The sequence below is a fragment of the Variovorax multivorans genome, assembly GCF_051216835.1.
Classification (GTDB): Bacteria; Pseudomonadota; Gammaproteobacteria; order Burkholderiales; family Burkholderiaceae_C; genus Variovorax.
In genome coordinates this window covers 84,133-110,681 of record NZ_JBPJZL010000020.1, presented here as the reverse complement: position 1 = coordinate 110,681, position 26,549 = coordinate 84,133, and the positions used below count along the sequence as shown (strand labels likewise).

Sequence of the window (26,549 nt, the reverse complement as noted above, 5' to 3'; positions counted from 1 at the left end):
CCATGAAGCAACGCAATCGAATTCCACAACAGCGGCGGCTTCAACTGCGGCCCGTTGCGCTGTCGCTCCTGTGCGCGGGCCTCGCGCCGGCGATGGCGCAGGTACTGCCCGCCGTTTCGACGCTCCCTGGCGCCATCGTCGGCAACGTCACGATGACGCGGAACGGCAACGTGCTGAACATCAATCAGCCGTTCCAGCGCGGCATCGTCAACTGGCAGACCTTCTCCATCGGTGCGGCCAACACGGTCGACATCGCACAACCCAGCACGCGTGCGGTGCTGCTCAATCGCGTGGTGGGCGATGGCGGCACCATCCAGGCGTCGCGCATCGACGGCACGCTGAAGACTTCGCTGATCGGGAGTCCGAACCTGCCGGGCGGCAGCGTGTTCCTCATCAACCCGAGCGGCATCGTGTTCGGCAAGGGCTCGTCGGTCAACGTGGGCGGGCTGGTTGCGTCCACGCTGGACATCGCCAACAACAACTTCATGCCCGCGGGCTCGGAGAACAAGGCCTTCGACAAGAGCGAGCAGCTTGTCTTCGTCGGCCCCTCGGGCAGCATTGCGCAGGTGAGGGTGGAGGGCGGCGCGTCGATCACCGCATCGCAGGGCGGCACCGTGGCGCTGGTCGGCGGCTCGGTGCGCAACGACGGCGAGATCAACGTCGCGCGCGGCTCGGTGGGCCTGGTGTCGGCCAGCAAGCTCACGATGAACCTCGACTTCGACGGCGACGGGCTCACGACCTTCAAGGTGCCGCTGGACGGGCAAACCACCTTCAAGCTCGCGGACCTGCAGGCCACCGACACGATCGGGGACAAGAACAGTCCCACCACCGCGCAGCTCATGAACACCAGCAACATCACGGCCAATGGCGGTCGCGTGGTGTTGATGGCGGCCGCGGCGGATGTCGATGCACGCCAGCTCGTGGTGAGCCAGACCGGCGTGATCCGGGCGCTCTCGCTGTCCACGCGCAACGGCGAGATCGTGCTCGACGGTGGCCAGTCGCCGGCGCGCTCGAACGAGATGCTGCTCGGCGGCACCCTCGATGTGACGGGTACCGAAGCGGGCGTGGCCGGCGGCTCGATCACCGCGAGCGCGGACTACGTGCGCCTGTCCGCCCTGACCGCGGATGCAGGCGGCAGCAAGGGCGGGCAGATTCAGATAACGGGCAACAGCGCAGTGAGCATGTCGCCCGATTCGGTGCTTCGCGCGAACGCCACCGGTGCCAACGGACAAGGCGGCACAGTGGACCTGAGCGCCGACTACACGCACGTCTCCGGCCAGCTCCAGGCGCGCGGCGCGGGCAGCGGCGCGGGCGGCACCATCACCACCACGGCGCGGCAGGTCGAGGTGACCGAGCTGGCGCAGATCGACGCGGCGGGCGGCGCGAGCGGTGCCAATGGGACCTGGATCGTCGAGTCGAAGGGCACGCTCAATGTAGACAACACCGTGCCGGCCTACGACCCGTCGGACTACGCGCAGAACACGGCCGACACGCGCATCAGCACGACAGCCATCGGCAACGCGCTGGGCCGCTCGACCGACGTGACGCTGCGCACCGGCTCCAACGATGGCGAGTCGCACGACGTGGTGTTCCAGGACAACGCGAGCATCGTCAAGTCGCAGGGGCGCGATGCGCGCCTCACGGTCGATTCGCTGCGCGACATCCAGATGTCCAGCGGCTCGTCGATCCGCTCGGAAAGCGGCGCGCTGCACGTGGACTTCAACGCCAACTCGGCCGGCGGCACCGACGGCGGCGTGATCGAACTCAACAACGCGAGCATCGCCACCAACGGCGGCAACATCCGCTTCTACGGCCAGGGCGACCCGGTCAACGGCCACGCCGTCGGCGGCATCGCGCCCACCGACGGCGGGCCGAATATCGGTCGCGCGGGCATCTCGCTCTTCGACAGCACGCTGAACACCTGCGCGATGGCCTCGGGCGCTTGCGGCGGCAGCGGCGCGATCACGCTGCGCGGGCAGGGCACCAGCAGCTCGGCGGGCGATCCGAGCTACTACGTGAGCTCCGATGGCGTGCAAGTCTCGGGCAGCAGCCTGACCACCGGCGCGGGCAACATCGCGATCACCGGCGCGGGCGGCATCGGCGCGGGCGGCGTGCTGATGGACGGCACCGAGAGCAACGACACGGTGCTGCGCACCGGCACCGGCGACGTGAACATCACCGGCAGCTCGCGCAGCTGGACGGCCACGGACGCCGTCGCGGTGTACGGCAGCACCGTGGACTTCGTCGACAGCTCCTTCCCCGACGTGACCACGGGCAACATCGGCGGCATCTCGATGCGCGGCGCGATCATCGATGCCGGCGGGCGCGTGGCCATCGACGGCACCGGCAGCGACATGCAGGGCCTGACGGCGAACAGCGCCTTCCTGACCTCGGCATCGGCCGCCAACGGCGGCGCCGGCATGAGCTACGGCGCGGGCAACGGCGTTTCCATCCTCGGGGGCAGCATCACGGCCGGCAAGGGGCGCGACGTGTCGATCTCGGGCACGGCGGGCGGCAAGGGCTTCGACGTGGCGAACGGCGCCGCGACCGTCGGCAATGACGCATCGGCGGTGGTGCTCGGAATGGAAGCCGGCGGCACCGTGCGCGCCGAGGGCGGACGCATCGCGATCGACGGCCGCGGCGGCGACGTGCGCGTGGGGCGCGTGAACCTGCGCGACCTGGAGTCGGGCATCACCATCCTGCCGGTGCTCGACGTCTCGAGCAGCACCGGCGCGGGCGGCACCGTCAGCCTCAGCGGGCGCAACGTGCTGGTGACTGACGCGTTCGACAACGTGACCACCATCGACGCCGGCGGCGCGGGCCAGGCCGGCACCATCGACGTGCGCGCCACCGGCACCATCGCCATCAGCGACCAGGCCAGCCTGCGCGCCGACGCGAAGTCGGCCACGGGCAACGGCGGCACGGTGAACGTGATCGCGGGCGACACGCTGCGCGGCTACGGCAGCCTGTCGGCGCGCGGCGGCAGTGCCGGCGGCAACGGCGGCAACATCGAGACCTCGGCGCCGCACTTCGACCTGACCGGTGTGCGCGTGGACGCCTCGGCGCCTGTAGGCACGGCCGGCACGTGGACTATCGACCCCTACAACGTCATCATCGCCCATGGCACGGCCAGCGGCAGCCTGACGGGCGACCCCTTCGCGCCGATGGCGAATTCGACGGTGCAGGACGGCGACATCAACGCCGCGCTCGACAAGGGCACCAGCGTGACCATCACCACCGGTACCGGCGGTGTGGCGACCGACGGCAACATCAGCTTCGACACGCTGGCGGCGATCCAGCGCACGACCGGCGGTGCGCCCCTGACCTTCCAGCTCGACGCCGCGCACAACATCAGCGGATCGGGCAACAGCAACACCATCCAGTCGGCTGACGGCGCACTCAACGTGGTGTTCAACGCGGGCGTGGGCGGGCAGGGTGGAACGATCAGCTTCAACGGCACGATCAATACCAACGGCGGCAATGTGACGATGAACGCCGATGCCGGTGCGAACAGCAACTCGGCGCTGTCGCTCAACGGAACGAAGATCGACACGCGCACCATCGCGGGCGGCGACGGCGGGCCGAGCGGTTTCTTGCAACTGAGCGGCAGGCGTACCCTGCCGACCACCGTCTTCAGCACGGTGCCCACGGTCGACCTCACGGGCGTGACCATTCAGAGCAGCACCGGCGATGTCTCGATCACCGGCGTCGGCCAGCATGGCGATGGCGTGCGCATCCAGAACGGTACGGCGGCAAGCCAGATACTGACCACCAGCGGCGACATCGACATCGTGGGTATCGGCGCCAGCTACAACTACAGTCTTTCTCCGTTGTCCGTGCAAAGCGTCGAGATCACCGGCGCGACGGTGGTTCGCAGCGTAGACGGCAACATCGGCATTCGCGGCCTTGTGACGCCTGGTCCGCTGGATGCGCCTTCGGGCGGCGTGCTGCTGGCTGGTACAGCGCTGGTCACTACGCTCGGCGTGGGCAACATCGACATCGCGGGCGAGTCGCAGGCCAACGGTACTGGTGTCACCATCGCCGCAGGCGCGCAGGTGAACGGCAACAACAACGTGGTGCTGCGAGCCAGCAACAGCGGCACCGTCGATGCCCTGGTCGTGGGCGGAAACGTGCGCGCGGGCAATGTGCTCAACCTGCGCCCCGGAGGCGTGGACGCGGCAGGCAACGCGGTCGATCGCACGGCCAACCCGATCACGCTCGGCGGCACGGCGGCCACCGGCTTTGCGGTGTCGGCCGACGAGTTCACGCGGCTCGACGCGCCCACCATCGTCGCCGGCAGCAATGCGCATGCGGGCAACATCAACGTCGTCGGGCCGCTGAGCGTACCCAACGCGCTGACGCTGCAGAACGGCGGTGGCGGCAACATCCAGCTCGGCGGTGCGCTCACGGCATCGAAGGTGGGGCTGATCTCGGGCGGCAACATCACGCAGACAGCCGCCGCGCCGATCACCGCCGGCACGCTGCTGGCGCGCTCCACAGGCGGCAGCGTGCTGCTCGACCAGGCGGCGAACAACGTCAGCGCCGACACCGTGGGCGGCGGCGCGGCCGGCGCCTTCCGGTATGTCGATGTCGACACTGTGAAGCTGGGCTCGGTGAGCGTCACCGGCTACGACGCCGCCGGCAATGCGCCGCAGGTCGTGTCGGCCACCTCGATGGCGGCCGAGACCGTGTTCGTGCGCACGCTCAGCGGCGACCTGCTGCTGGGCGCCAACGTGAGCAGCACGAGCGGCACCGATCTCGTGGCGGCCTCGCGCTTCCAGAACACCGGCGGCTACACCATCGCCGGCGCGCCGTGGCGCGTGTGGGCCGACACCTGGGTGGGCGAGACGCGCGGCGGCCTGGCGGGCTCGGGGCTGTACCCCAACCTGTACCACTGCGCGTACTCGGGCCTGTGCGCGGTGAGCATTCCCGCGGGCGCCAACCACTTCATCTACGCGCAGCAGCCGGTGGCGACGGTGATCATCGCCAACGCGAGCCGGCCCTTCGGCTATCCGAACCCGCTGTTCAGCTACGGCATCGGCGGGCTCATTCTGGGCGATACGGGTGCGGGCTTCGCCGGCTTCCTGTTCTCGCCGGCGCTGCAGGCCAGCCCGCAGGGCGCGTACCCGATCAACGGAACCTTCACCTCGGCCGAGGGCTATGCGGTCAACGTGGTGCCGGGCACCCTGTTCGTCGGCGGGCTGCCCAACCTGCCGCGCCCCGACGTGTTGCGCGACCTGCCCGCCACCTGGGTGTACGACCGCAACATCGGCCCGCCGCCGATCTGCTTTGCCACCGGGCCGCTGGAAGGCGACCGCGCAACGCAGGGCAGCGACGTGCTGGCGCGCGAATGGTCGCGCGTGCGCTCGCGGCCCAACCTGTCGAGTTGCGTGGACACCGAAAAGCGCAACGGCTGCGCGGACTTCTGACTGATCCGCGTCCGGTTCAGGCGACGCCGCGTGCTCGGCGGTTGGACATCACGACGTTGTCCTTCGGGATGACCTGGCCTTCGCGCATCGCAGAGATCCACGCTTCGGTCGAAGTCACGGCCGCGAAGTTGCTGTGGAAGACAACGCTGAACACGCGATGGATCTCTTCCGCCGTGACCTTGCCCGCCGCGTTCTCGTACGGCAGCGCGCCGCTGGCGTCGGCCAGGAACTCCACGTTCAGCCCGCGGTGCATGGCCTCGAACACAGTGGAGGCGTCGCAGTTCTGCGTCATGTAGCCGGCCACGCTCAACGTGTCGATTTCGTGGCGCGCGAGCCAGTCGGCGAAGTCGGTGCCGGTGAACACGCTCGGAAAGCTCTTGGTGATGAGGTGGTCGTGCGGCCGCTTCGCGATCTCGGGGTGCAGCTGGCCGTTGTGCGTGTCGGCCTGGAACACCGGCGCGCCCTTGGGCGCATGGTGGCGCACCACGATCACCGGCGTGCCGGCGGCGCGTGCCGCATCCATGGCCTTCGTCACGTTGGGCAGCGTGTCTTCGATGGGTGGGTATTCGATCGGCAGGCCGCCGCCTTCGAAGTATTCGTTCTGCACGTCGATCACGACGAGGGCGCGGCGTGGGGCGTTGGCGGTGTTGTTGCTCATGAAATGCTCCTTCTCTCTGGTTGTTCGGATGGCCTGATTCTTCGCCTTTGCACTGTTTCGCGACAGTGGCCCGAAAGCCATTCATCGATAAGATCGGGCCATGCGCAACCAGGCCATCGAAACCATCGCCGTCGTCGCCTTCGACGGCATCAGTCCCTTTCACCTGTCCGTGCCTTGCATGGTCTTCGGTGAAGACCGCACGGAGACCGGCGCGCCGCGCTTTCGCATGCGGGTGTGCGCGCCGGAGCCCGGAGCGCTGCAGACCAACGCGGGCTTCACGCTCGTGGTGCCGCACGGGCTCGAGGCGATACGCCGGGCGCAGATCGTGGTGGTGCCTTCATGGCGCGACGACGGCAGCGCGGCGCCGCCCGAGCTGATCCGCGCGCTGCAGGCCGCGCACCGGCGCGGCGCCACCGTGGTCGGCCTGTGCCTGGGCGCCTTCGTGCTGGCCGAGGCGGGGCTGCTCGACGGCCGGCCCGCCACCACGCACTGGAAGTTGGCCCCCGCTTTCGCCAAGCAATATCCGAAGGTGCAGCTGCAGCCCGAGGTGCTGTACGTGGACGACGGCAGCGTGCTCACTTCCGCCGGCACGGCCGCGGGCATCGACTGCTGCCTGCACCTGCTGCGCGTGCGCTACGGCGCCGAGACGGCCAACCGCGCCGCGCGGCGCATGGTGGTCGCGCCGCACCGGCAGGGCGGACAGGCGCAGTACATCGAGCAGCCCGTGCCCGCAACAGCCGAGCGCGACCGCCTCGCGCCGCTGCTGGAGTGGCTGGGTGGCCACCTCGACACGCCGCACGAGCTCGACGACCTCGCGCGGCGCGCGCTGATGAGCCGGCGCAACTTCACGCGGCGCTTTCGCGAATCCACCGGCACCACCGTCGGCCAGTGGGTGCAGAACCAGCGCCTTGCGCTGGCGCAGCGGCTGCTGGAAACCACCGATCACCCGGTCGAGCGCGTGGCGACCGGTGCCGGCTTCGGCTCGGCGGTGTCGTTGCGCAAGCATTTCATGTCGGCGTTCAAGGTGTCGCCGACGGCGTATCGCCGGCAGTTCTCGCGGGCGTAGACACAGAAAGAAAGCGCTGGGGTCAGGCGATGTGCACGTGCCGCCGCGTGGTGAGCAACGCCCGCAGCTTCGCCGGCGCAACCGGCTTGGTCAGCAGCATCACCCCGCCATGGCGCAGCCGCTGCAGCACCTCGGGCCCGGTGGCGCCCGACACCAGCACCGCCAGCGCGTCGGGCTGCAGGCGCTTGGCGGCGTCGATCACGTCCACGCCGTCGCCTTCGCCCGCCAGTTGCAGGTCGCACAGCACGGCGTCGTAGTGGATGTCGCCGGTGCCCAGCCGCGCGATGGCCTCGGGCCCGCTGGTCACGCATTCGACCTGGCAGCCCCATTGCTCCAGCAGCGCGCGGCTGCCGTCGAGGATGGCGGGGTCATCGTCCACCACCAGGCAGCGCAGGCCGGCCAGGGGCGCGACGGCGAGCGGCGGCGGCTCGGGTGGCGTGATGTCCGCCAGGCGCGCCTCGGGCAGCGTGAAGCTGAAAGTGCTGCCCGCCTGCAGCGCGGAGCGCACGGTGATGCGGGTTCCCAGCAGCGCGGCAATGCGCGCGCAGATGGCCAGCCCCAGCCCGAAGCCGCGGCGCCGGTCGCGCTCGGTGTTGGCCACCTGGTAGAACTCTTCGAAGATGCGGCCCTGGTGGATTGGCGCGATGCCCACACCGTTGTCGCGCACCTCGATGCGCACGCCGGCCGGACTGCGCCGTGCGGCCACCAGCACGGTCCCGCCCTCGGGCGCATGGCGCAGCGCGTTGCTCACCAGGTTGCCGACGATGCGCCGCAGCATCGCTGCGTCGGTGCGCACGGCCAGGCCGCGGTCGCTCCAGCGCAGCCGCACGCGGGCCTCGACGGCGGTGGCGGCGTGCTGCGCATCGAGCTGGTCGAACAGCGCGGCGAGCGGCACCTTGGCAATCGCCGGCGTCAGCACCTGCGCATCGAGCCGCGAGATCTCGAGCAGGTCGTCGAGCAGCACGCCCATGAACTCGGTGCTCTCCTGCAGCCGCAGCACGGCCGGGCGCTGCGTGGGCGAGGCGCCCGGCAGCAGGCCGTCGATGAACAGGCCCATGGCATGCAGAGGCTGGCGCAGGTCGTGGCTCGCGGCCGCCAGGAAGCGCGCGCGCGACAGTGCTGCCTGCTCGGCCTCGGCCATGCGCTGCAATGCGACGGCGGTGGCCTCGCGCACGCGCTCCTCGCTGACCTGTCGGTTGCGCTGCAGTCGCTCGGCGAGGCGGTCGATGTCGTGCGCGAGCACCGCGAGTTCGTGCGTACCGCGCGTGCCGCCCTCGACCACGTCGCAGCGCACCTCGAAATGGCCCGACTCCAGCGCCGCCACCGTGCGCGACACGCGCCGCAGCGGCCGCGCCACCGTGCGCGCCATGTGGCGCACCGAGGCCCAGGCCGCCACCAGTGCCACCAGCGCTATGCCGATGCCCGCGAAGAGCGAGCGGCTGCGCTCGCGCGTGTAGGCGGTGGTGTCGCGGAAGGTCTGCACCAGGCCGATGGGCGTGTCGCCCGCAGCGGTGGAGCCGGCGGGTGCGAAGGCGCTCGCGCGCGAGGCCTCGCGCAGCGTGACCGGCGAGGTGAACATGCGCAACTGCGCCAGCGGCGGTGTCTTGGGCCCGGCCGTGACGTAGACGCCCGCGCTGTTGCTGATCTCCACGCGCGTCACCTGGCCGCCGCGCAGTGCGGCATTGGCCACGTTCTGCAGTGCAGGCAGGTCGCCGGCGTAGAGGCTCAGGTCGGACATGGCCGCCACCTGCCGCGCCACGGCCTGGCCTTCGGCGTCGAATGCGGCTTCGAGGGTCTGCAGCCGGTTGTGCGTGAACCAGCCGGTGAGCGCCAGCGCCACCGCCGCACACGGCACCACGCCGAGGCGGAACAGATCGCGCTGCAGGTTGCCGCGCACGACCAGCGTGTGGGGAGACTGGGGGGGCGGTGGTGTCGGCGTGGGCATGGGCGCACCGGCCCCGTTTGTTCCCGGCGGGCCTTGAGAGGGCGGTGCGGTGCTCATCGCGGGGCTGCGAGCCGGTCGGTCAGTTCCCGTTCCTCCGGCATGCGCAGGCCGAGTCCGCGTGCCACGGTGGCGTTGACGCGCACGGTGGCGGGCGTTGCCGCTTCCACCAGCGGCGCATTGCTGTTGCTGCTGCCCGTGCCCGCGCTCGCCACTTTCTGGCCGAGCAGCCGGGCCTGCTGCGCGAGTTGCGACGGCGTCGATACCGCCGCGGCCAGGCCACCCGAGCGCACCAGTCCTTCGCTTGCGCCGAACACCGGCAGGCCCGCGCTCGCGCCGGCGCGCAGCACAGAGAGCGTGGCCGCCTGGCTGTCGCCGATCAGGTCGGGCAGCACCATCAGCGCGTCGCTCAGCGGCACCACCTGGCGCAGGGCGTTGGCCAGCGACTTGGCGTCGGGCGCGTATTCCACGCGCAGGTCCCAGGGCGGGTTTGCGCCTTGCGCCGCGCGCTGCAGCTCGCGCACCAGCGGCTCCGACTCGGGCGTGGCGACCACGCCGATGCGGTGCTTCTGCGGCAGCACGGCGGTGATCAGCGCAAGCTGGTCGGCCATGGCGGGGTCGCGCAGCAGCACGCCCACGCGCCGGTCGCCGCGCCGCAGGGCGGGGCTGCTGGCCTTCAGGGTTTCGTATTCGAGCCGGCTCAGCATCGCCAGCACCAGCGGCTCCTGGCCCGGCCGCTCGACGGCGGCGCGCGCGGCGGCAGGGCCCACGGCCATGGTGAGGGGCGCATCGGAGGCGATGCGCAGGCTGCGCGTGCGCACGCCGGCGTTCGCGGCGCGCTCGGTGTCTGTTGCCTCCGCGGGCGGTTGCGGATCGGTGCCACCGGGCGTGAGCCGCACCAGCTCGAACTTGCCGCCGGGCTCCTGGTCCGCACGCAGCTGCTGCACGAACTCGGAAGACGCCGCGGCATCGTCGCCCATCAGCACCGTGAGGCTGGAGGCCGAGGCCGGAGCAGCGAACGAGGCGGTACCGGCCCACACGAAGCCCACGGCCAGCACGGCGCGGCGCAACCTTCCGGGGAAGGGCGAGAGAAAGGAATTCACGGCAACAAACATGGACTGCTTCCGCAGCGAGGGGGCGATAGTCCAATGTAAGGACGGACCCGGCTTGGCGCGATAAGGCGGAGGGCTTATGTCCCTGTCGGCGGGGGCCTGCTCGTGTGACGGATTCCACACGGCAGCAGCCGCACGGCCTATGTCCGATGGACTACCTACGCACCTACCGCCAGCGCTGCAACGGCCCTTTGCGCCTGGATGGCCTGGCGCAGCACGCGCGGCGACACCGGCTTGTATAGCACCGTGATGCCCGCGCTCGCCACTTCGCGCAGGCGGTCGGGCTTGGTCTCGCCGGTGACGAGCAGGCGCGCGGTGCCGGCGCCGATGCCGCGCGGATGGCGCTCCAGCGCGGCGATCACGTCGAGCCCGTTGTCGCCGCCTTGCAGCAGCAGGTCGCTGATGACCACGTCGGGCGGCTGCTCCCAGGTGTCGGCCAGCGCCAGCGCCTCGGCGCGGGTCTGCGCGGGCAGCACCTCGGCGCCCCAGTTGGAGAGCACCACCGTCAGGCCTTCGAGGATGGTGCGCTCGTCGTCGATCACGAGGATGCGCACGTTGGCCAGGCTTTCTTCTTCCTCGATGGCGGCAACGGCAGGCGACCCCGCCGGCGGTGGCAGTGCGGCCGGAGCCGAACGCACCAGCACCCGCACGCAGGTGCCCTTGTGCAGCTTCGAGCTCAGCTCGACGCGCGTGTTGAGCAGCTCGGCCAGGCGCTGCACCGTGGCCAGGCCCAGCCCCATGCCGCGCGCGCCGCGCGCCGCCTGGCGGCCGGTGGGCTCCACCTGGTAGAACTCCTCGAACACCCGCGCCTGGTGCTGCGCGGCAATGCCCACGCCGGTGTCGACCACGTCGATGCGCACGCCCCTGCCGCGTCGCCGCGCGCCGATCAGCACGCCGCCCTCGATGGTGTGACGCAGCGAGTTCGACACCAGGTTGTTCAGGATGCGCGACAGCATCACGTAGTCGCAGCGCACCCACATGTCGGTCTTGCGCACCACCAGCCGCAGGCTCTGCTGCTCGGCCACCGGGCGGAAGTTGCGGCTGATTTCATCGAACAGCCGGTCGAGCGGAAAGTCGATCCACTGCGGCTGCAGCACGCCCGCGTCGAGCTGCGACAGGTTCAGCAGCTCCGAGAACAGCCGGTCGAGCGAATCGACGCATTCGCGGATGTGGCCGATGCGCTGCAGCTTCACCGGGTCGTGCTCGCCGTTGGCCAGCCCGTCGGAGAACAGCGTGAGCGCATGCAGCGGCTGGCGCAGGTCGTGGCTGGCGGCGGCCAGCAGGCGGGTCTTGGCCTGGCTCGCCACTTCGAGCTGCTGGTTCTTGCGGGCCAGCTCGGCTGTGGCCTCGTTGATGCGGCTTTGCAGCAGCCGATGGCTTTCCGCGAGTGCGCGCGCGGCCTGGTTGAAGCCGTGCTGCAGGTGGCGCACTTCAGACGTGCCCTCGATGGCCACGCTCGCGTCCTCGCCAGCGCCGAGGCGGTCGACCGCCTTGCCGAGCGCGCGGATCGGCTCGCTGATGCGCCGCGCCGCCCACCAGCCCGCCAGGCCCACGCCGACGAGGCTGATCACCAGCACCAGCCCCACGTTGAACCAGACCGAGCGGCGCGCGCTCTGCACCGCGGCCAGGCTCATCTCGACCATCACCTGGCCGTTGTGGCGACCGTCGTCGCCCACGATGGGCACCACCACCTGCAGGCCGTCGCCGCGGGCGCGGTCGACGGTTTCGGAGTTGGCCACGATCTCGCCGTCTTCCGTCCAGATCTGCACTTGCTGCACGTTGGGCTGGTAGGTGCCCGACTGGGCGGTGCGCGCCAGCGCGCGGCGGTCCATGCGTGCCAGCGGCGCCTGCGCCACCGTGGCCACCTGCAGCGCCACCGTCTGCGCATTGGCGCGCATCAGCTCGGTGAGGTTGTCCAGGTGTTGCCGCGTCAGCACGGTGATGGCCGCCAGCGTGGCCAGCGTTGCCGGCACCATCGCCAGCAGGATCAGCTGCTGGGCGAAGGTCAGGCGCGCCAGGCCGCGCAGGACACGGAAGTTCCAGTTCATGGGGGCATCGGACGCATGGGCGCCGAGCTTGGGGGGGCGGTCCGGAACTGGAAAGACAGGAAAAACATCACAAAAATTGCTTGCAATTGATATTTAATGGCGTCCGCGCTGCCCATGTTAGACCCGCCGGTGCGCAACGGCCCTATCTCTTTAGGTCCAGAAATGCAGGCTTTCATGCGCCGATTCGTCGATTTCCCGGGTGCCCTCCGTACGGCGGCACTGGCCTTGCTCATGGGCTTTCCGCTGTGGGCCGCGGCCCAGGCCAGCCCGCTGGACGGGCCGGTGCGCTTCGGCATCCTGCCGCTCGGAGGCGCCTTCGAGTCGCGCAGCGACTGGGACCCGCTGCTGGCCGAACTGAGCCGCGCCATCAACCGCCCGGTGAGCGTGCTGTCGGTCAACTCGTACGAGGCGCTGGAGCAGGCCATCCAGCGCGACGAGGTCGACATGGCTTTCCTGTCCGGAAAGATGGCGCTCGACGCCGTGACCCAGCGGCGCATGAAGGTGGTGGCGCAGGTGGTGCGGCACGACGGGCTGCCCGGCTACCGCGCGCTGCTGCTGGCGCGCAAGGCGCCGCCCTTCAACTCGCTGAAGAACATGCTCGACCAGCCCGAGCGCTGGCGGCTGGCGCGCGGAGAGAAGCAGTCGGTGTCGGGCTTCATCGTGCCCCAGCTGCAACTCTTCCTGCCGAACCACATCGCGATGGAGACGCGCTTTCGCAGCGAGATCGTGGGCACCCATCAGGCCAACGCACTGGCCGTGGCCAACAGCGAAGCCGACGTGGCCACCAACAACACGGCCGACTTCGAGCGCTTCAAGCTGCGCTTTCCGGCCGAGACCGAGCGGCTGCAGGTGCTGTGGGAGTCGGACCTGATCCCGCACGCGCAGATCGTGGTGCGCCGCGAATACACGCCCGAGCTGCGCAAGCGCGTGCAGGCCTTCCTGACCGGCTACGGCCGCGCCAAGGGGCCGCGCGGCGACGCCGAGCGCCTGGTGCTCAAGTCGCTGCACGACCTGGCCGGCTTCGTGGCCGCCGACAACAGCTCGCTGCAGCCTGCGGCCAAGCTGGCCTACCAGCTCGCCAAACAGAACGCCATGACCGCGCAATGGGTGAACGACGCCGCGCGCGAAGCCCGCCTGCAGCGCATCGAGAGCGGCTACGCTGAGCAGGTCAGCGTGCTCAAGGACGTGACGCCGTGATGAAGCCTTGGCGCGTGGCTGCCGTGCTGGTGCTGGCCTTCGCCGCCATGCTGGCCGGGCCGATGCCGGCCATGGCGCAGGGCGCCGCCGCATCATCCGAGAAGACGGCCGAGAAGGCCGCGCCAGTGCCGATCAGGATGATCCGCTTCGGCGTGCTGCCGCTGGGCGGCACCGTCGAGTCGCGCGCGTTGTGGACCCCGCTCATGGCCGACATGAGCCGCAGCCTCGGCATTCCGGTGAGCGCCTATTCGGTGCCGACGTACGAAGAGCTCGACCGCGCCATCGGCCGCGACGAGATCGACATGGCCTTCCTCTCGGCCAAGATGGCGCTCGACGCCGTGATGCAGCGGCGCATGAAGGTGGTGGCGCAGATCGCGCGGCACCCCAGCGTGCCAGAGCACCGCGCCGTGCTGCTGGTGCGCAAGGCCGGGCCGCTCAACACCCTCGAAGGCGTGCTCGCGCAGCCGGAGAAATGGCGGCTCGCGCGCGGCGACAGCCGTTCGGTCACTGGCTTCATCGTGCCGCAGAGCCAGCTCTTCCTGCCGAACAACATCGAAATGGAGACGCGCTTTCGCAGCGAATTCGTCGGCACCCACCAGGCCACCGCGCTGGCCGTGGCCAACGGCGACGCCGACGTGGCCACCAACAACACCACCGACCTGGAGCGCTTTCGCCAGCAGTTCCCGGTGGAGGCCGAGCGGCTGCAGGTGGTGTGGCAATCGGAGCCGCCGCCCGGCGCGCCGATGGTGGTGCGGCGCGACTTTCCGCCCGAGTTCCAGGCGCGGCTGCAGAACTTCCTGACCGGCTACGGCAAGGGCAAGGGACCGCGCGCGGACGCCGAGCGCGAAGTGCTCAAGACCCTGCGCGCGGCCTACGGCTACGTTGCGGCCGACGACAGCGCACTGCTGCCGGAGGCGCGGCTGGAGCATCAGCTGGGCAGGCAGCGCGCCATGGCCGCCTCGTGGGTCAACGACGCGGCGCGCGAACAGCGGCTGCAGCGCATCGAGAAGACGTACGCGGAGCAGGTCGAGATCCTGCGCGTGGCTCCGGCGCGCTGAACGCCGGGTTTGACTCTCAACCTAGTCCCTTCGCCGTAGCTCCAAATCCCCCCGCCTAGGCCATTAGCTAGGCCTTAAGGCGGATTTGCCTCCCGTCCCCCGCGCCGGAAACTTCGTGTTTCTTTCAGGCACCCTTGCCGTTGACGGAGTGCGGATGAGTTGGCGAACAAAAGTGGTCTGGAGCGAGGGGATGCTGTTGCAGCCTCAGCACCTGCAGCAGAGCGAGCGTCATGCCGATCATGCGAGGCATGTGCTCCTGCGTTCGACCACCCCCTACGCCTGGGGCTTTGCCGAGCTGGAGATCGACGCCGCTGCGCTCACGCTGGGCAAGCTGGCGCTGGTGCGGGCGGTCGGCGTCTTCGGCGACGGTACGGTCTTCGACATGCCGGCGGTCGACCCGCTGCCCGAGCCCATCGACATTCCCTCATCGATGCGCGACGAGGCCGTGGTGCTCGCACTGCCGCTGCGCCGCGCCGGTGCGCGCGAGGCCGACGCCGAAGAATATGAAGAGCTGGTGCGCCACCGCGTGCTCGAATCTGAAGTGCCCGATTCGAACACCGCCGGCGAGCGCACGGCGATGCTGCAACTGGGCCAGCTCCACACGCGCCTGATGCGTGCCGGCGAAGCCACCGACGCCTGGACCACCATCGGCGTTGCCCGCGTGGTCGAGCGCCGCGTCGACAACCAGGTGCAGCTCGACCGCGCCATGCTGCCGCCGCTGCTCGACGTGGCCGGCCATGCCGTCATTCGCGCCTGGCTCGACGAACTGCTGGGGCTGCTGCGCCAGCGCGGCGAAGCGCTGGCGGGCCGCATGACGCAGGGCGGCACCGGCGGCGTGGCCGAGATCGCCGACTTCATGCTGCTGCAGGCCGTGAACCGCAACGAAGCCATCTTCGCGCACCTGGCGAAGAGCGCGATGCTGCACCCGCAGCATTTCTTCGAACATGCCCTCGGGCTGGCCGGCGACCTTTCGAGCTTTCGCGACTCGCGCCGCGTCGCGCGCTTCGGCCCCTACATCCACGACGACCTCGCGCTGAGCTTCCGCCCGGTGATGGACGACCTGCGCCGCAGCCTCTCGATGGTGTTCGAGCAATCGGCCATCCGCATCGAGCTGCACGACCGCAAGCACGGCGTGCGCGTGGCGATGGTGACGGACGTGGAACTGCAGCGCAAGGCGACCTTCGTGCTCGCGGTGAACGCGAACATGCCGAGCGAAGCGCTGCGCGCGCGCTTCCCCACGCAAGTGAAGATCGGCCCGGTCGAGCGCATCCGCGATCTGGTGAACCTTGCGCTGCCGGGCGTCACGCTCACGCCGATGCCGGTCGCGCCGCGGCAGATTCCCTTCCACACCGGCGCCAACTACTTCGAACTCGAAACGCGCAACAGCGACCTGTGGCGCCAGCTCGAGCAATCCGGCGGCATCGCGATGCACATCGCCGGAGATTTCCCGGGCTTGGACCTCGCGTTCTGGGCCATTCGTTCCTAGCCACACCGGGCTGACGGAAACGGAACACCATCATGAGCACACCTCCCGACCCCTTCGCCGCCTTCGAGTCGGAACGCACGGTCATCAAGCCCAAGCCGCGCACGCCCGGTGGCACGCCGCCCGCGCCGGCACCGGCGCCTTTCTTCGGCGGTGCCGATCCCACACCGGCCGCCGACGTCGGCGAGCTCGGCCTGCTCAACCCGCTGGTGTCGGCCGCCGGCAAGCTACTAGTGTTGATCGGCAAGCTGCGCAACCTTGCGCAGCCGCCCAACGTGCCGGCGCTGCGCGCCTCCACTGCCGATGCTGTCAATCAGTTCGACGCCAATGCGCGGCGCGCTGGCGTCAGCAATGAATCGGTGCTCGCCGCGCGCTACGTGCTGTGCACCGCGCTCGACGAAGCCGTGGCCAACACGCCCTGGGGCGTGCAGGCCGGCTGGAACAAGCAGAGCCTGCTGGTGCAGTTCCACAACGAAACCTGGGGCGGCGAAAAAGTCTTCCAGCTGCTCGCCAAGCTCGCGCAGGACGTGCCCACGCACCGCCAGCTGCTGGAGCTGATCTACAGCGTGCTCGCGCTCGGCTTCGAAGGCCGCTACCGCGTGGTCGACAACGGCCGCGCGCAGCTCGACTCGGTGCGCCAGCGCCTGGCCGACCTGATCGCGAAAGACCGCCCGGCCGTGGAGCCCGAGCTTTCTCCGCACTGGCGCGGGCAGGGCGCGGGCACGGTGCGGCTGCGCGAGTCGCTGCCGCTGTGGGTGTTCGCGGCCGGCTTTGCGCTGTTGCTCGCGCTCGCGTGGTTCGGCCTGCGGCTCACGCTCAACTACCGCTCCGACACCACCTACGCCGCGGTGTCGAGCCTGCGTGCGCCCAACATCCAGATCGCGCCGCCCGCCTTGCCGGCGAAGACGCCGCGCCTCGCACGCTTTCTCGAACCCGAGATCAAGCAGGGCCTGGTCACGGTGACCGACGAGGCCGACCGCAGCGTGGTGCGCCTGCGAGGCGACTCCTTCTTCGGCTCCGGCAGCGCCGAGCCGATGGCGCAGTCTCTGCCCGTGCTGCGCCGCATCGGCCAGGCGCTGGCCGAGGTGAAGGGCGAGGTGTTGATTACCGGCCACTCGGACAACCAGCCGATCCGCTCGCTGCGCTATCCCTCCAACTGGCACCTCTCGGCCGCGCGCGCCGATGCGGTGAAGGGCGCGCTGACAACGCTGGTCGACCCCGCGCGCATGCGCTCCGACGGCAAGGCAGACGCCGAGCCCGTCGCCGCCAACGACACGCCGGCCAACCGCGCGAAGAACCGCCGCGTCGACATCGTGCTGCTGACCGAACCCGATCGGCTCGCTGCCGCCGCGCCGGCTGCTCCCGCACCAGGAGCGACGAAATGATCAAGAAAATCTTCGGCTTCCTGTTCAGCCCGTTGCTGCTGACACTGCTCGCGCTGATCGTCGTCGCGCTGCTGATCTGGTGGATCGGCCCGCTGGTGAAGATCGGCTCGCTCGCGCCGCTCGAAAGCGAAATGACGCGCGCCATCGTCATCGGCGTCATCGTGCTCATCGTGGTGCTGCGCGCGCTGTACCGCCGCTGGCGCGCGCGCCGTGCGAGCCAGCACCTGACAGACGGCCTCATGAAGGCGCCGGCCGCGAAGACCGACGCACCCGTCAACGGCGAGCAGAAGATCCTCGACACGCGCTTCAGCGAAGCCGTGGCCACGCTCAAGCAGATGCGCCTGCATGCCGCCGGCAAGAAGCCCGGCTGGCGCGACTGGATGTCGATCTCGGGCGGTAGCTACCTGTACGACCTGCCGTGGTACGTCTTCATCGGCGCACCGGGCGCGGGCAAGACCACGGCGCTGGTCAACTCGGGCCTGAGCTTCCCGCTCGCCGAGAAGTTCGGCCCCGGCGCCATCCGCGGCGTGGGCGGCACGCGCAACTGCGACTGGTGGTTCACCGACGAGGCCGTGCTCATCGACACCGCCGGGCGCTACACCACGCAGGACAGCCACCAATCGGAAGACAAGAGCGCATGGGAAGGCTTCCTGGGCCTGCTGAAGAAGGCGCGCCCGCGCCGTCCGCTGAACGGCGTGTTCCTCACCGTTAGCGTGGCCGACCTGCTGAGCCAGGGCCCCGAGGCGCGCACCCAGCTTGCGGCTTCGATCCGTGCGCGCCTGCTCGAACTCGACAGCAAGCTCACCACGCGCCTGCCGGTGTATGTGCTCGTCACCAAGAGCGACCTGCTGTACGGCTTCACCGACTACTTCGACGACCTCGGCAAGGAGCAGCGCGCACAAGTGTTCGGCTTCACGCTGCCGGCCAACGAGAACGTGCAGCTGGAAGAGAAGGGCCTTTCCACGGCCTTCAATCGCGAGTTCGCGCTGCTGCACAACCGCGTGAACGACGGCCTCATCGCGCGCATGCAGCGCGAGACCGACGGCACGCGCCGCGCCGCCATCTTCGGTTTTCCGGCGCAGTTCGGCTCCATCGGCTCGCTGCTGTCCGACCTGCTCGAACAAGTGTTCACCGGCTCGCGCTTTGCGCAGCCGCCGTGGGTGCGCGGCGTGTACTTCACCAGCGGCACGCAGGAGGGCAGCCCGATCGACCGCGTGATGGGCAGCCTCGCGCGCAGCTTCGGCATCGAGCGCGCGATGCTCGCGCCGCAGAAGTCGAGCGGGCGCAGCTACTTCCTCACCTCGCTGCTGCGCGAAGTGGTGTTTCCCGAGCAGCGCCTGGCCGGCGCCGACGTGAAGCTGGAGCGCCGCCGCCACGCGCTGCGCGTGATCGGCGTGACGGCGATGACGCTGGTCACCGTCGGCCTGCTGGCGGCCTGGGGCTACAGCACGCTGCAGAACATGAACTACCTGAAGTCGGTCGAGGCCCGCGTCGAGCCCGCCAAGCAGAACCTTGCGGCGCTGCCCGCGCGCGTGCAGAACCTGGTCGAGGTCGCGCCCGTGCTGCAGAGCCTGCGCGACATCTGGAAGACGCCCGACAACCACCAGGGCGACGAGCCGCTGTCGATGACGCTGGGCCTCTATCAGGGCGACAAGCTCGACGCCGCCGCCATGCTCACGCACCAGCGCGCGCTCAACGATGCCTTTTTGCCGCAGATCGCCAAGCGCATCGAGGACCAGCTGCGCACCGCGCAGAAAGACAACCTCGAATACACGTACGAGGCGCTCAAGAGCTACCTGATGCTCTACCAGCCCGAGCACTTCGATGCCGAGGCCCTGAAGGCCTGGATCACGCTCGACTGGTCGCGCAATCTCGATCGCGGAATTCCCGAAGACCAGCGCAAGGCGCTCGAAGACCAGCTCGACGTGCTCATTGCCCAGGGCCCGCCGCGCTCGCCGCTGAAGATGGACGAGAACCTGGTGCGCAGCGTGCGCGCCGTGCTCGCGAGCTACCCGCTGGAGCAGCGTGTGTTCAGCCGCCTGAAGCGCCAGCGCGCCACCAAGGACATTCCGGCCTTCAGCGTGGCCACCGCCACCGGCCCCTCGGGCCCGCTGGTGTTCGAACGCATCAGCGGCAAGCCGCTGACCGAAGGCGTGCCGGGCATGTTCACCTACGACGGCTATCACAAGCGCTTCCAGAACGAAGTGACCGTGCTCACCGGCCTGCTCGCCAACGAAGATCCGTGGGTGCTGGGGCAAGACCGCAACGCCGCCGACCGCCTGCGCGACGTGGCCGCGCTCGGCGCGCTGACCGACCGCGTGCGCCGCCTGTACCTGGAGGAATACGTCAAGCAGTGGGAAGCACTGCTCGCCGACGTGCGCCTGATTCGCGCCACCGGCCTGGAGAAGAACATCGAGACCGCGCGCATTCTTTCGGGCGTCGATTCCCCGCTTGCGAACTTCCTGCGCGCGGTGGTCAAGCAGACCACGCTGATCCCGGCGGCCGACGCCAACAAGGACGTGGTCAGCAAGGCGACCGAGACAGTGCGCAACACGCGCAAGGGCCTGGAAGACCTGTTCGGCAGCGACCCCGGCCGCCAGGTGGCCCCGGGCAAGCGCATCGAGAGCATCGTCGACGACCGCTTCGAGTCGCTGCGCCGCCTCGTCACCGCCGGCGGCCCCAACCAGCCTGCACCCATCGACGACGCGTTGAAGCTCTTCAACGAGGTGTACGTGTACCTCAACGCCGTGGACACGGCCGTGAAGGGCCGCACCTCGCCACCGCCCGGCGACGTGGCCGGCAAGCTCAAGTCAGACGCGGGCCGCCTGCCAGAGCCGGTGCGATCGATGGTCGAGAACCTCAGCCAGTCTGGCGCCGCGCAGGCACAGACGGCCGAGCGCGGCAACCTGAGCCAGGACCTGCGCCCCGTGGCCGAGTTCTGCGCACGCGCCATCGCGGGCCGCTACCCCTTCGTGAGCACCAGCAAGCGCGACGTGCTGCCCGAAGACTTCGGCCAGATGTTCGGCCCCGGCGGGTTGATGGACGACTTCTTCCAGAAGCGCCTGGCCGCGCTGGTCGACACCAGCACCAAGCCGTGGCGCTACAAGCCCGTGGCCGAACGCGGCGCCATCACCACGCAGGCGCTCGCGCAGTTCGAGCGGGCCGCGCGCATCAAGGACATCTTCTTCCGCGGCGGCGGCCGTGGGCCTTCGATGCGGCTGGACTTCAAGCCGGTAGAGATGGATGCGGGCATCACGCAGTTCATCCTCGACGTCGACGGCCAGCTCGTGAAGTACGCGCACGGACCGGTGGTGCCGATGGCCGTGCAGTGGCCGGGGCCGAAGGGCAGCAACCAGGTGCGCATCCAGGTCAGCCCGCCTTCGACCACTGGCAGTTCGGGTGCGGCTGTGGATGGGCCGTGGGCGCTGTTCCGTGCGCTTGACGACGGGCAGCTCGAAGCCGGCGATGCACCGGAGAAGTTCTTCATTACCTTCCAGATTGGTGCTCGGAAGACGCGCTTCGAGGTGACGACTAACAGCGTGCAGCATCCGATTCGCTTGCGTGAGCTGCGGGAGTTTTCTTGTCCGGAGGGGCTGTGAACGAGGCCTCCTCTTCTTCACCGTTGCTCTTTGCCTCGACTGCGTTGCCGGGGTGGTTCGGCAAGTTGCCGGGCATGGGGGACTTTGCGCATCGGCGGCTGCCGGAGGCGTTTCGTGCTGTGTGGGATCAGTGGCTGCAGCGGGGCATGGCCCGGCTGCGGGATCGGCATGCGGACTGGACTGAGCGGTATCTCGAAGCGCCTATCTGGTGTTTTGCGTTGGGGCGGCAGGTGGCGGGGGAGCAGGCGTGGATTGGGGTGCTGATGCCTTCTGTCGATGGGGTGGGGCGGTACTTTCCGTTTGCTCTGGCTATGGAGCTTGATCAGTCTGTTTCCGGGCAACTGCAGGGGGAGGCGCTGGCTATGGCGTTGCAGTGGTGGGCTCATGCGACGCAGGCTGCGTTGGAAGGGCTTGATGGGGATCTGGATGCGCTGCGGTTTGATGCAGTGTTGCATCGGCTGTTTGTTGACGGTGCATCTTCTGACGGGCGTGAGAGTGGTGTTGAATCGCTGGCTTTGCCGCTGGCGGGGGCTTCGCTTTGGTTGGGTGATCCTGCTGCTGAGCATGGGATTCGGATGCTCTGTACCGGGTTGCCTCGGGATGAGCAGTTTGAAGCCTTGTTTTTTGGATTTGCGGAGGAGGGGTGATGGAGGCCTCTTCTCGTTTGTTCTTCCGAGGCCGGGTCTCGCCCCGGCGGGCGACTTACTTTCTTTTGCTTCGCCAAAAGAAAGTAAGCAAAGAAAAGGCGACCCTACTGTCTGCGTCCCTCCGCTTCGCTGCGGGCAACCTGCGGTGCTCGACTACGGAGGGGGTCCGCAGAACTCGCTTCGCTCAAACAGCTGCGGCCCTGATCCCTCCTACGTCTGCGCTCCTCGGCGCAGCCAGAAGGGATTTGGGGAACCGAACGGGCCATCGCTTCGCTCGGCCACCATGCGACTGCAGGCGCTACGCGCCTGCAGTCGCACCGTGCCGAGGAGCGGAGCGTTTCGCGGATCAGGGCCGCAGCTGTTTGAGCGAAGCGAGTTCTGCGGACCCCGCGAAACGCGAGCACCGCAGGTTGCCCCTTCGCTACGCGAAGGGGTCGCAGACAGTGGGGTCGCCTTTCTTTTGCCTACTTTTCTTTGGCGAAGCAAAGAAAAGTAGGTCGGCCGCCGGGCCGAGACCCGGCCTCGGAAAGCAAACCCACAACAAAGGAGCCAGTCAATGACCGACTCCAACGACGACCGCACCCGCGTAGTCCCCAAGCAAGGCCAGCCAACAACAACCGGCGACACGGCCTCCACAGTCATCACCGCAGGCGCAACCCCGGTGACCAGCCCAGCCACAGGCACCACAGACGCCGGCCTGTTGCCAGTAGGCAGCCGCCTAGCCGAATTCGAAGTCACAAGAGTCATAGGCCAAGGCGGCTTCGGCGTCGTCTACGAGGCTTGGGACCACACGCTAGAACGCGTAGTAGCAATCAAGGAATACCTCCCAACGTCACTGTCGACAAGACAGAACGACGGCACAGTAGTCCCCCTGTCCGAACGCCACAGGGAAACCTTCGACCTCGGCATGCGCAGCTTCATCAACGAAGCCCGCCTGCTCGCCCAGTTCGACCACCCGTCGCTCCTGAAGGTCTACCGCTTCTGGCAAGAAAAAGGCACCACCTACATGGTCATGCCTTTCTACAGAGGCGACACGCTGAGAGAAGCCCTGGTAGCCATCCCCGCAGGCGTAGACGAGTCATGGCTCATCCGCATCATGGACGGCGTCACGCAGGCGCTCGCGGTGATGCACAACGCCAACTGCTACCACCGCGACATCGCCCCCGATAACATCATCCTGCTCGAAGGATCGGGCCGCCCGGTGGTGCTCGACTTCGGCGCCGCGCGCCGCGTGATCACCGACAAGACGCAGGCGATCACCGTCATCCTCAAGCCAGGCTACGCACCGATCGAGCAGTACGCCGAGATGCCTGACATGTCGCAGGGCGCGTGGACCGACGTCTACGCGCTCGCGGCCGTGATGCACGTGGCGGTGTGCGGTCGCGCGCCGCCGCCTTCGGTGGCGCGGCTGCTGTCCGACAGCTATGTGCCGCTTGCGGGCAACGAGATCCTGCGGCAGCGCTACAGCCTGCGGTTGCTGGAGGCGATCGATGCGGGCCTCGGCGTGCGGCCCGAGCAGCGGCCGCAGTCGATGGCCGAGCTGCGCGCCGCGCTCGATCTTGAAGTGGGGCACAGCATCGCGCCGACGCCGCGCACGCAGCCGCCTTCGGGCGCGCGCAGCGGCAACAGCAATGCCGACGCCGCGACAGTCATCGCGAGCGGAAAGAGCAAGGCAGGTGGCAAGGCACCGGCGCCCGCGCCCGCTCCCACCAGCGGCGGGGGCAAGAGCAACAAGACCGTTGCCGCACTCGTATCGGTCGCCGTTCTCGCAGCCGCGGCCGGTGGCGGCTGGTGGTGGTTCCAGGGCCGCACCGGCGGCAACACGAACGCCGATGACACGAAGGTCGTCACCACCACGCCGGCCCCGCCACCCGACACAAAGATCGCAGAGGCTCCCCCAGCACCGCCGCCACCACCACCGCCCCCTCCGGCCCCGCGCACGCCCGCCGAATCGCTGCAATCTCTCGCCAGCGGTGCCGCACCCGGCTTCGACGTGACGGCCACGCCGAAGAAGGCCGAAGTCGCCATCGGCAAGGACCGCCTTGCCTTCGAGGTGCGCAGCAAGCGCGAAGGTTTTGTCTACGTGTTCCTGCTGTCCAGCGGCGGCGAGATGTTCCTGCTGTTCCCGAACCTGCTCGACAAGTACAACAAGATCACAGCCGGCGGTTCGCTCTCATTGCCGCGGGCTTCGTGGCCGATGGACGCGGGCGGCCCGGCCGGCACCGACCAGTTCGCGGTGCTCGTGAGCGAGCACGAGCGCGACTTCAGCGCCGCCGGCGTGCAGAACGACGGCGTGTTCCCGGTGTTCCCGCTGCCGGTGCTGGCCGCGCTCGAAGCCACGCGCGGTACCGGCCCCTCGCCGTTGCTGGGCAAACCCGTGTGCGCACCCGGCGCCCCGTGCAACGACGTCTATGGCGTCGGGAATTTCAAAATCGTCGAGAAGTAATCGTCTGTAGAGCGTTGGCCCCTCGGGTCGCCACTTTCCGGACAAGGAGACTTTCATGACCACCTCGCAAGCACTGCAGCAGCAACAACAACAGCAACTGCAACAGCGCCTCAACTATGTGCTCCAGTGGGCCGCTACTGCCGCCGTTGTTGCCGTCATCGCCTCGCTGGCAGGCTGCGCCGTGCCGCCACCAGCTGCCACGGGCAGCGGCGCGGCCACGACAGACACCGCCGGCACGAGCAGCAGCGCCTCGCGCCCGCCGCCGACCGGCGCCAGCGTGGCAGGGCAGGCGCGCACCTTCTCGACCCAGCTCGCCACCTACACCTCGGTGGGCTTCGACTCGGTGCCGGGCTGGTCGCGCGACGACTTCTCCGAAAGCTGGCCCGCCTTCCTCGGCAGCTGCAAGGTGCTGACCGGGCGCGGCGCCGAATGGAAAGAGGTGTGCGACCGCGCGCTCAAGGTCGACGGCAAGAACAACAACGCCATCCGGGGCTTCTTCGAGGGCGAGTTCTCGGCCTACCAGATTCGCGACGACGACCGCAAGCCCGACGGCGTGGTCACCGGCTACTTCGAGCCCGAGATCGCCGGCGCCCGCCAGTACGGCGCGCCCTTCATCTACCCCGTGTACGGACAGCCCGACGACATGCTGTTCGCCGATGCGCGCAAGCTGCCCGCCGGCAACGGCACCGTGGCGGCCCGCGTGGAAGGGCGCAACGTGGTGGTGCAGACTGGCCTCAGCACGCGCGACATGGGAGCGCCGGGCCTCTATGCGCTCGACCTCTCGGCCATCTCGCGCGACACGCTCGATCGCAAGGTGCGCCTGCGGGTCGAGGGCAAGCAGCTGCTGCCGTACTACACGCGCGAAGAAATCGAGACCAAGGGCGCGCCCAACGCCAAGGTGCTGGCCTTCGTGAGCAGCGCCACCGCGTTGTACGAAATGCAGATCCAGGGTTCGGGCCGCATCAAGCTGGCCAACGGCGACATCGTTCGTGTCGCCTACGCCGAGCAGAACGGCCAGCCCTTCCGCCCGACGCTGGCGCAGGCTTCCAACGGCAAGCCGCGCAGTCCGGTGAAGGTGCGCGGCTCATCCATCGAGCTGCAGCTTGACGACGGCGATGACGACGACGTGGGCGCGGTCGACAGCGGCACCATCCGCACGCGCGGCTTCACGCTCGCGCGGCCCGTTGCCAGCGGCCCGGTCGTGGTGCCGGGGCGGCGCGCGGCCGGCGCGGTGTCGGGCTCGGGCATCAAGGACCCGAGCTATGTGTTCTTCAAGGAATCGACCTCGCCCGTGGGCGGACCGGTGGGCGCTTTCGGCGTGCCGCTGTCGGCGGGGCGCTCGATTGCGGTCGATCCGCGCAGCACGCCGCTGGGCTACCCGGTGTTCGTGTCGACGCGCACGCCCGGCAGCGGCGCGCCGATGCAGCGCCTGACGATCGCGCAGGACACCGGCGGCGCCATTCGCGGCGCGGTGCGGGCCGACTACTTCTTCGGCAACGGCCAGCAGGCCGCGACCAATGCGCGCCGCATGAAGGAGCGCGGCCAGCTGTGGATCTTGCTGCCGCGCGGCCTGGCCGTGGCGCAGGCCGCGGTGTCGTCGGCCATCCGCACGCGCGGCGGGCCGGTGGGCGCGAACCTGCCGCAGTGCCTGGTGCCTTCGGAGGGCAGCTGCGTCGACGACTGATCGATCGGGCGCCTTGACTCCTCATGCAGGAAACCCTTTCGTCCGCGGAAAGTTCTGAACTCGTCCGCCTCTGGCGGCGCAGGCAGACGCTGTCCCCGAACGACATGGGCGCCATGTACCGCATCGTGGGCGATGCGCTGGTGGCCTGCAATCCGCCCGAGCTGCAGGTGCTGGGCGAGGGCCGGCAGGAGCTGGTGGCGCAGTTCATCTACGTGAAGGTGCTGCGGCTCGATGCCGACCCGGACGAGGCCGACGAGCGCGCCAGCCACAGCGCGCCTTCCACCGCCTTCGCCCTGTGCGCGTACTTCCGCCGCTACCTCATCGACTGCACGCGCGCCAGCTCCTTCCGCCGCAAGCTCTCCATCGGCGACCAGATCACAGAGGCGCAGCTCGAAGACGAGATCGGCGCGGGCGAAGACCTCGACGGCTGCCTGGCCGAGCATGGCCTGAGCGCGCAGGCCGTGCAAGTGGCCGCGCGCGCCTTCATCGCCGAACTGCCCGAGCCCGAGCGCCTGCTGCTGTGCGAGGGCTTCGGCAAGGAGGCCGAGGGCGGGCTGTCGGGCATCGCCTCGCGCCACGCCATTGCTTCTTATCACTACCGCGCGGGCCGGCTCGGCCTCGTGCACAAGCGCGAGGGGTTGACCGCGGACTACGCCAAAACCCGGATCGGCGGCTGGCTCCAGCAGACGCTGGGCATCGCCATCGAGCCCGACAACATGGCCGCGATCCTGCAGGTTTTCAAAATCCTCGGTGCTGAAGCGTCTTATGCCTGAAGACATAGCCATTCAGGAACAG

The 26,549-nt window shown here is 69.1% G+C and carries 15 protein-coding genes; 11 read left to right on the top strand and 4 right to left on the bottom strand.

Features of this window, described 5'->3' with window-relative positions:
• Nucleotides 1-2: 2 nt before the first annotated feature.
• Nucleotides 3-5,429, top strand: coding sequence for a two-partner secretion domain-containing protein (locus ACSFCA_RS33185; RefSeq protein ID WP_435462412.1), 5,427 nt, complete (start codon nt 3-5; stop codon nt 5,427-5,429).
• Between the two features lie 16 nt (nt 5,430-5,445).
• On the opposite strand, the gene ACSFCA_RS33180 is transcribed toward ACSFCA_RS33185, so the two are convergent.
• The gene (locus tag ACSFCA_RS33180) at nt 5,446-6,087 is read right to left on the bottom strand and encodes a cysteine hydrolase family protein (protein WP_435462413.1); all 642 of its coding nucleotides are present in this window, start codon (nt 6,085-6,087) and stop codon (nt 5,446-5,448) included.
• A gap of 100 nt (nt 6,088-6,187) precedes the next feature.
• Between ACSFCA_RS33180 and ACSFCA_RS33175 the strand changes: the two genes are divergently transcribed.
• Nucleotides 6,188-7,153 (top strand): GlxA family transcriptional regulator, encoded by a 966-nt coding sequence (locus ACSFCA_RS33175; protein WP_435462414.1) that lies wholly within the window; start codon nt 6,188-6,190, stop codon nt 7,151-7,153.
• A 22-nt stretch (nt 7,154-7,175) separates the two neighbouring features.
• On the opposite strand, the gene ACSFCA_RS33170 is transcribed toward ACSFCA_RS33175, so the two are convergent.
• From ACSFCA_RS33170 to ACSFCA_RS33160, 3 genes are all read right to left on the bottom strand, one after another.
• Nucleotides 7,176-9,098 carry an ATP-binding response regulator gene (locus ACSFCA_RS33170; RefSeq protein ID WP_435462415.1) on the bottom strand — a complete coding sequence of 641 codons (1,923 nt, stop codon included), beginning with the start codon at nt 9,096-9,098 and terminating at the stop codon, nt 7,176-7,178.
• 53 nt (nt 9,099-9,151) lie between these two features.
• Entirely contained in the window at nt 9,152-10,210 is a 1,059-nt protein-coding gene (locus ACSFCA_RS33165; RefSeq protein ID WP_435477468.1) for an ABC transporter substrate binding protein, read from the bottom strand.
• A 155-nt stretch (nt 10,211-10,365) separates the two neighbouring features.
• Nucleotides 10,366-12,255, bottom strand: coding sequence for an ATP-binding response regulator (locus ACSFCA_RS33160; protein WP_258351519.1), 1,890 nt, complete (start codon nt 12,253-12,255; stop codon nt 10,366-10,368).
• 162 nt (nt 12,256-12,417) lie between these two features.
• Between ACSFCA_RS33160 and phnD (ACSFCA_RS33155) the strand changes: the two genes are divergently transcribed.
• The 9 genes from phnD (ACSFCA_RS33155) (at nt 12,418) to ACSFCA_RS33115 (ending at nt 26,527) form a co-directional block, all read left to right on the top strand.
• Complete coding sequence (gene phnD / locus ACSFCA_RS33155; protein WP_258351518.1) at nt 12,418-13,452, top strand: phosphate/phosphite/phosphonate ABC transporter substrate-binding protein; 1,035 nt, start codon at nt 12,418-12,420, stop codon at nt 13,450-13,452.
• On the top strand, nt 13,452-14,510 hold the full coding sequence (phnD, locus tag ACSFCA_RS33150) for a phosphate/phosphite/phosphonate ABC transporter substrate-binding protein (protein WP_435462474.1): 1,059 nt from the start codon (nt 13,452-13,454) through the stop codon (nt 14,508-14,510). Before phnD (ACSFCA_RS33155) ends, phnD (ACSFCA_RS33150) begins: the two co-directional genes overlap by 1 nt.
• A gap of 154 nt (nt 14,511-14,664) precedes the next feature.
• Nucleotides 14,665-15,996 carry a type VI secretion system baseplate subunit TssK gene (gene tssK, locus ACSFCA_RS33145; RefSeq protein ID WP_435462417.1) on the top strand — a complete coding sequence of 444 codons (1,332 nt, stop codon included), beginning with the start codon at nt 14,665-14,667 and terminating at the stop codon, nt 15,994-15,996.
• 32 nt (nt 15,997-16,028) lie between these two features.
• Entirely contained in the window at nt 16,029-17,378 is a 1,350-nt protein-coding gene (locus ACSFCA_RS33140; RefSeq protein WP_258351516.1) for a DotU family type VI secretion system protein, read from the top strand.
• Nucleotides 17,375-20,977 carry a type VI secretion system membrane subunit TssM gene (tssM, locus tag ACSFCA_RS33135; RefSeq protein WP_435462418.1) on the top strand — a complete coding sequence of 1,201 codons (3,603 nt, stop codon included), beginning with the start codon at nt 17,375-17,377 and terminating at the stop codon, nt 20,975-20,977. The genes ACSFCA_RS33140 and tssM overlap by 4 nt, the downstream gene beginning before the upstream one ends.
• The gene (tagF, locus tag ACSFCA_RS33130; protein ID WP_435462419.1) at nt 20,974-21,624 is read left to right on the top strand and encodes a type VI secretion system-associated protein TagF; all 651 of its coding nucleotides are present in this window, start codon (nt 20,974-20,976) and stop codon (nt 21,622-21,624) included. Before tssM ends, tagF begins: the two co-directional genes overlap by 4 nt.
• Before the next feature lie 556 nt (nt 21,625-22,180).
• Entirely contained in the window at nt 22,181-24,070 is a 1,890-nt protein-coding gene (locus ACSFCA_RS33125; protein ID WP_435462420.1) for a protein kinase domain-containing protein, read from the top strand.
• A gap of 55 nt (nt 24,071-24,125) precedes the next feature.
• Complete coding sequence (gene mltA / locus ACSFCA_RS33120; protein ID WP_435462421.1) at nt 24,126-25,754, top strand: murein transglycosylase A; 1,629 nt, start codon at nt 24,126-24,128, stop codon at nt 25,752-25,754.
• A gap of 104 nt (nt 25,755-25,858) precedes the next feature.
• A complete protein-coding gene (locus ACSFCA_RS33115; protein WP_258351511.1) occupies nt 25,859-26,527 on the top strand; it encodes a hypothetical protein in 669 nt (222 codons plus the stop codon).
• The last annotated feature ends 22 nt before the right edge of the window (nt 26,528-26,549 follow it).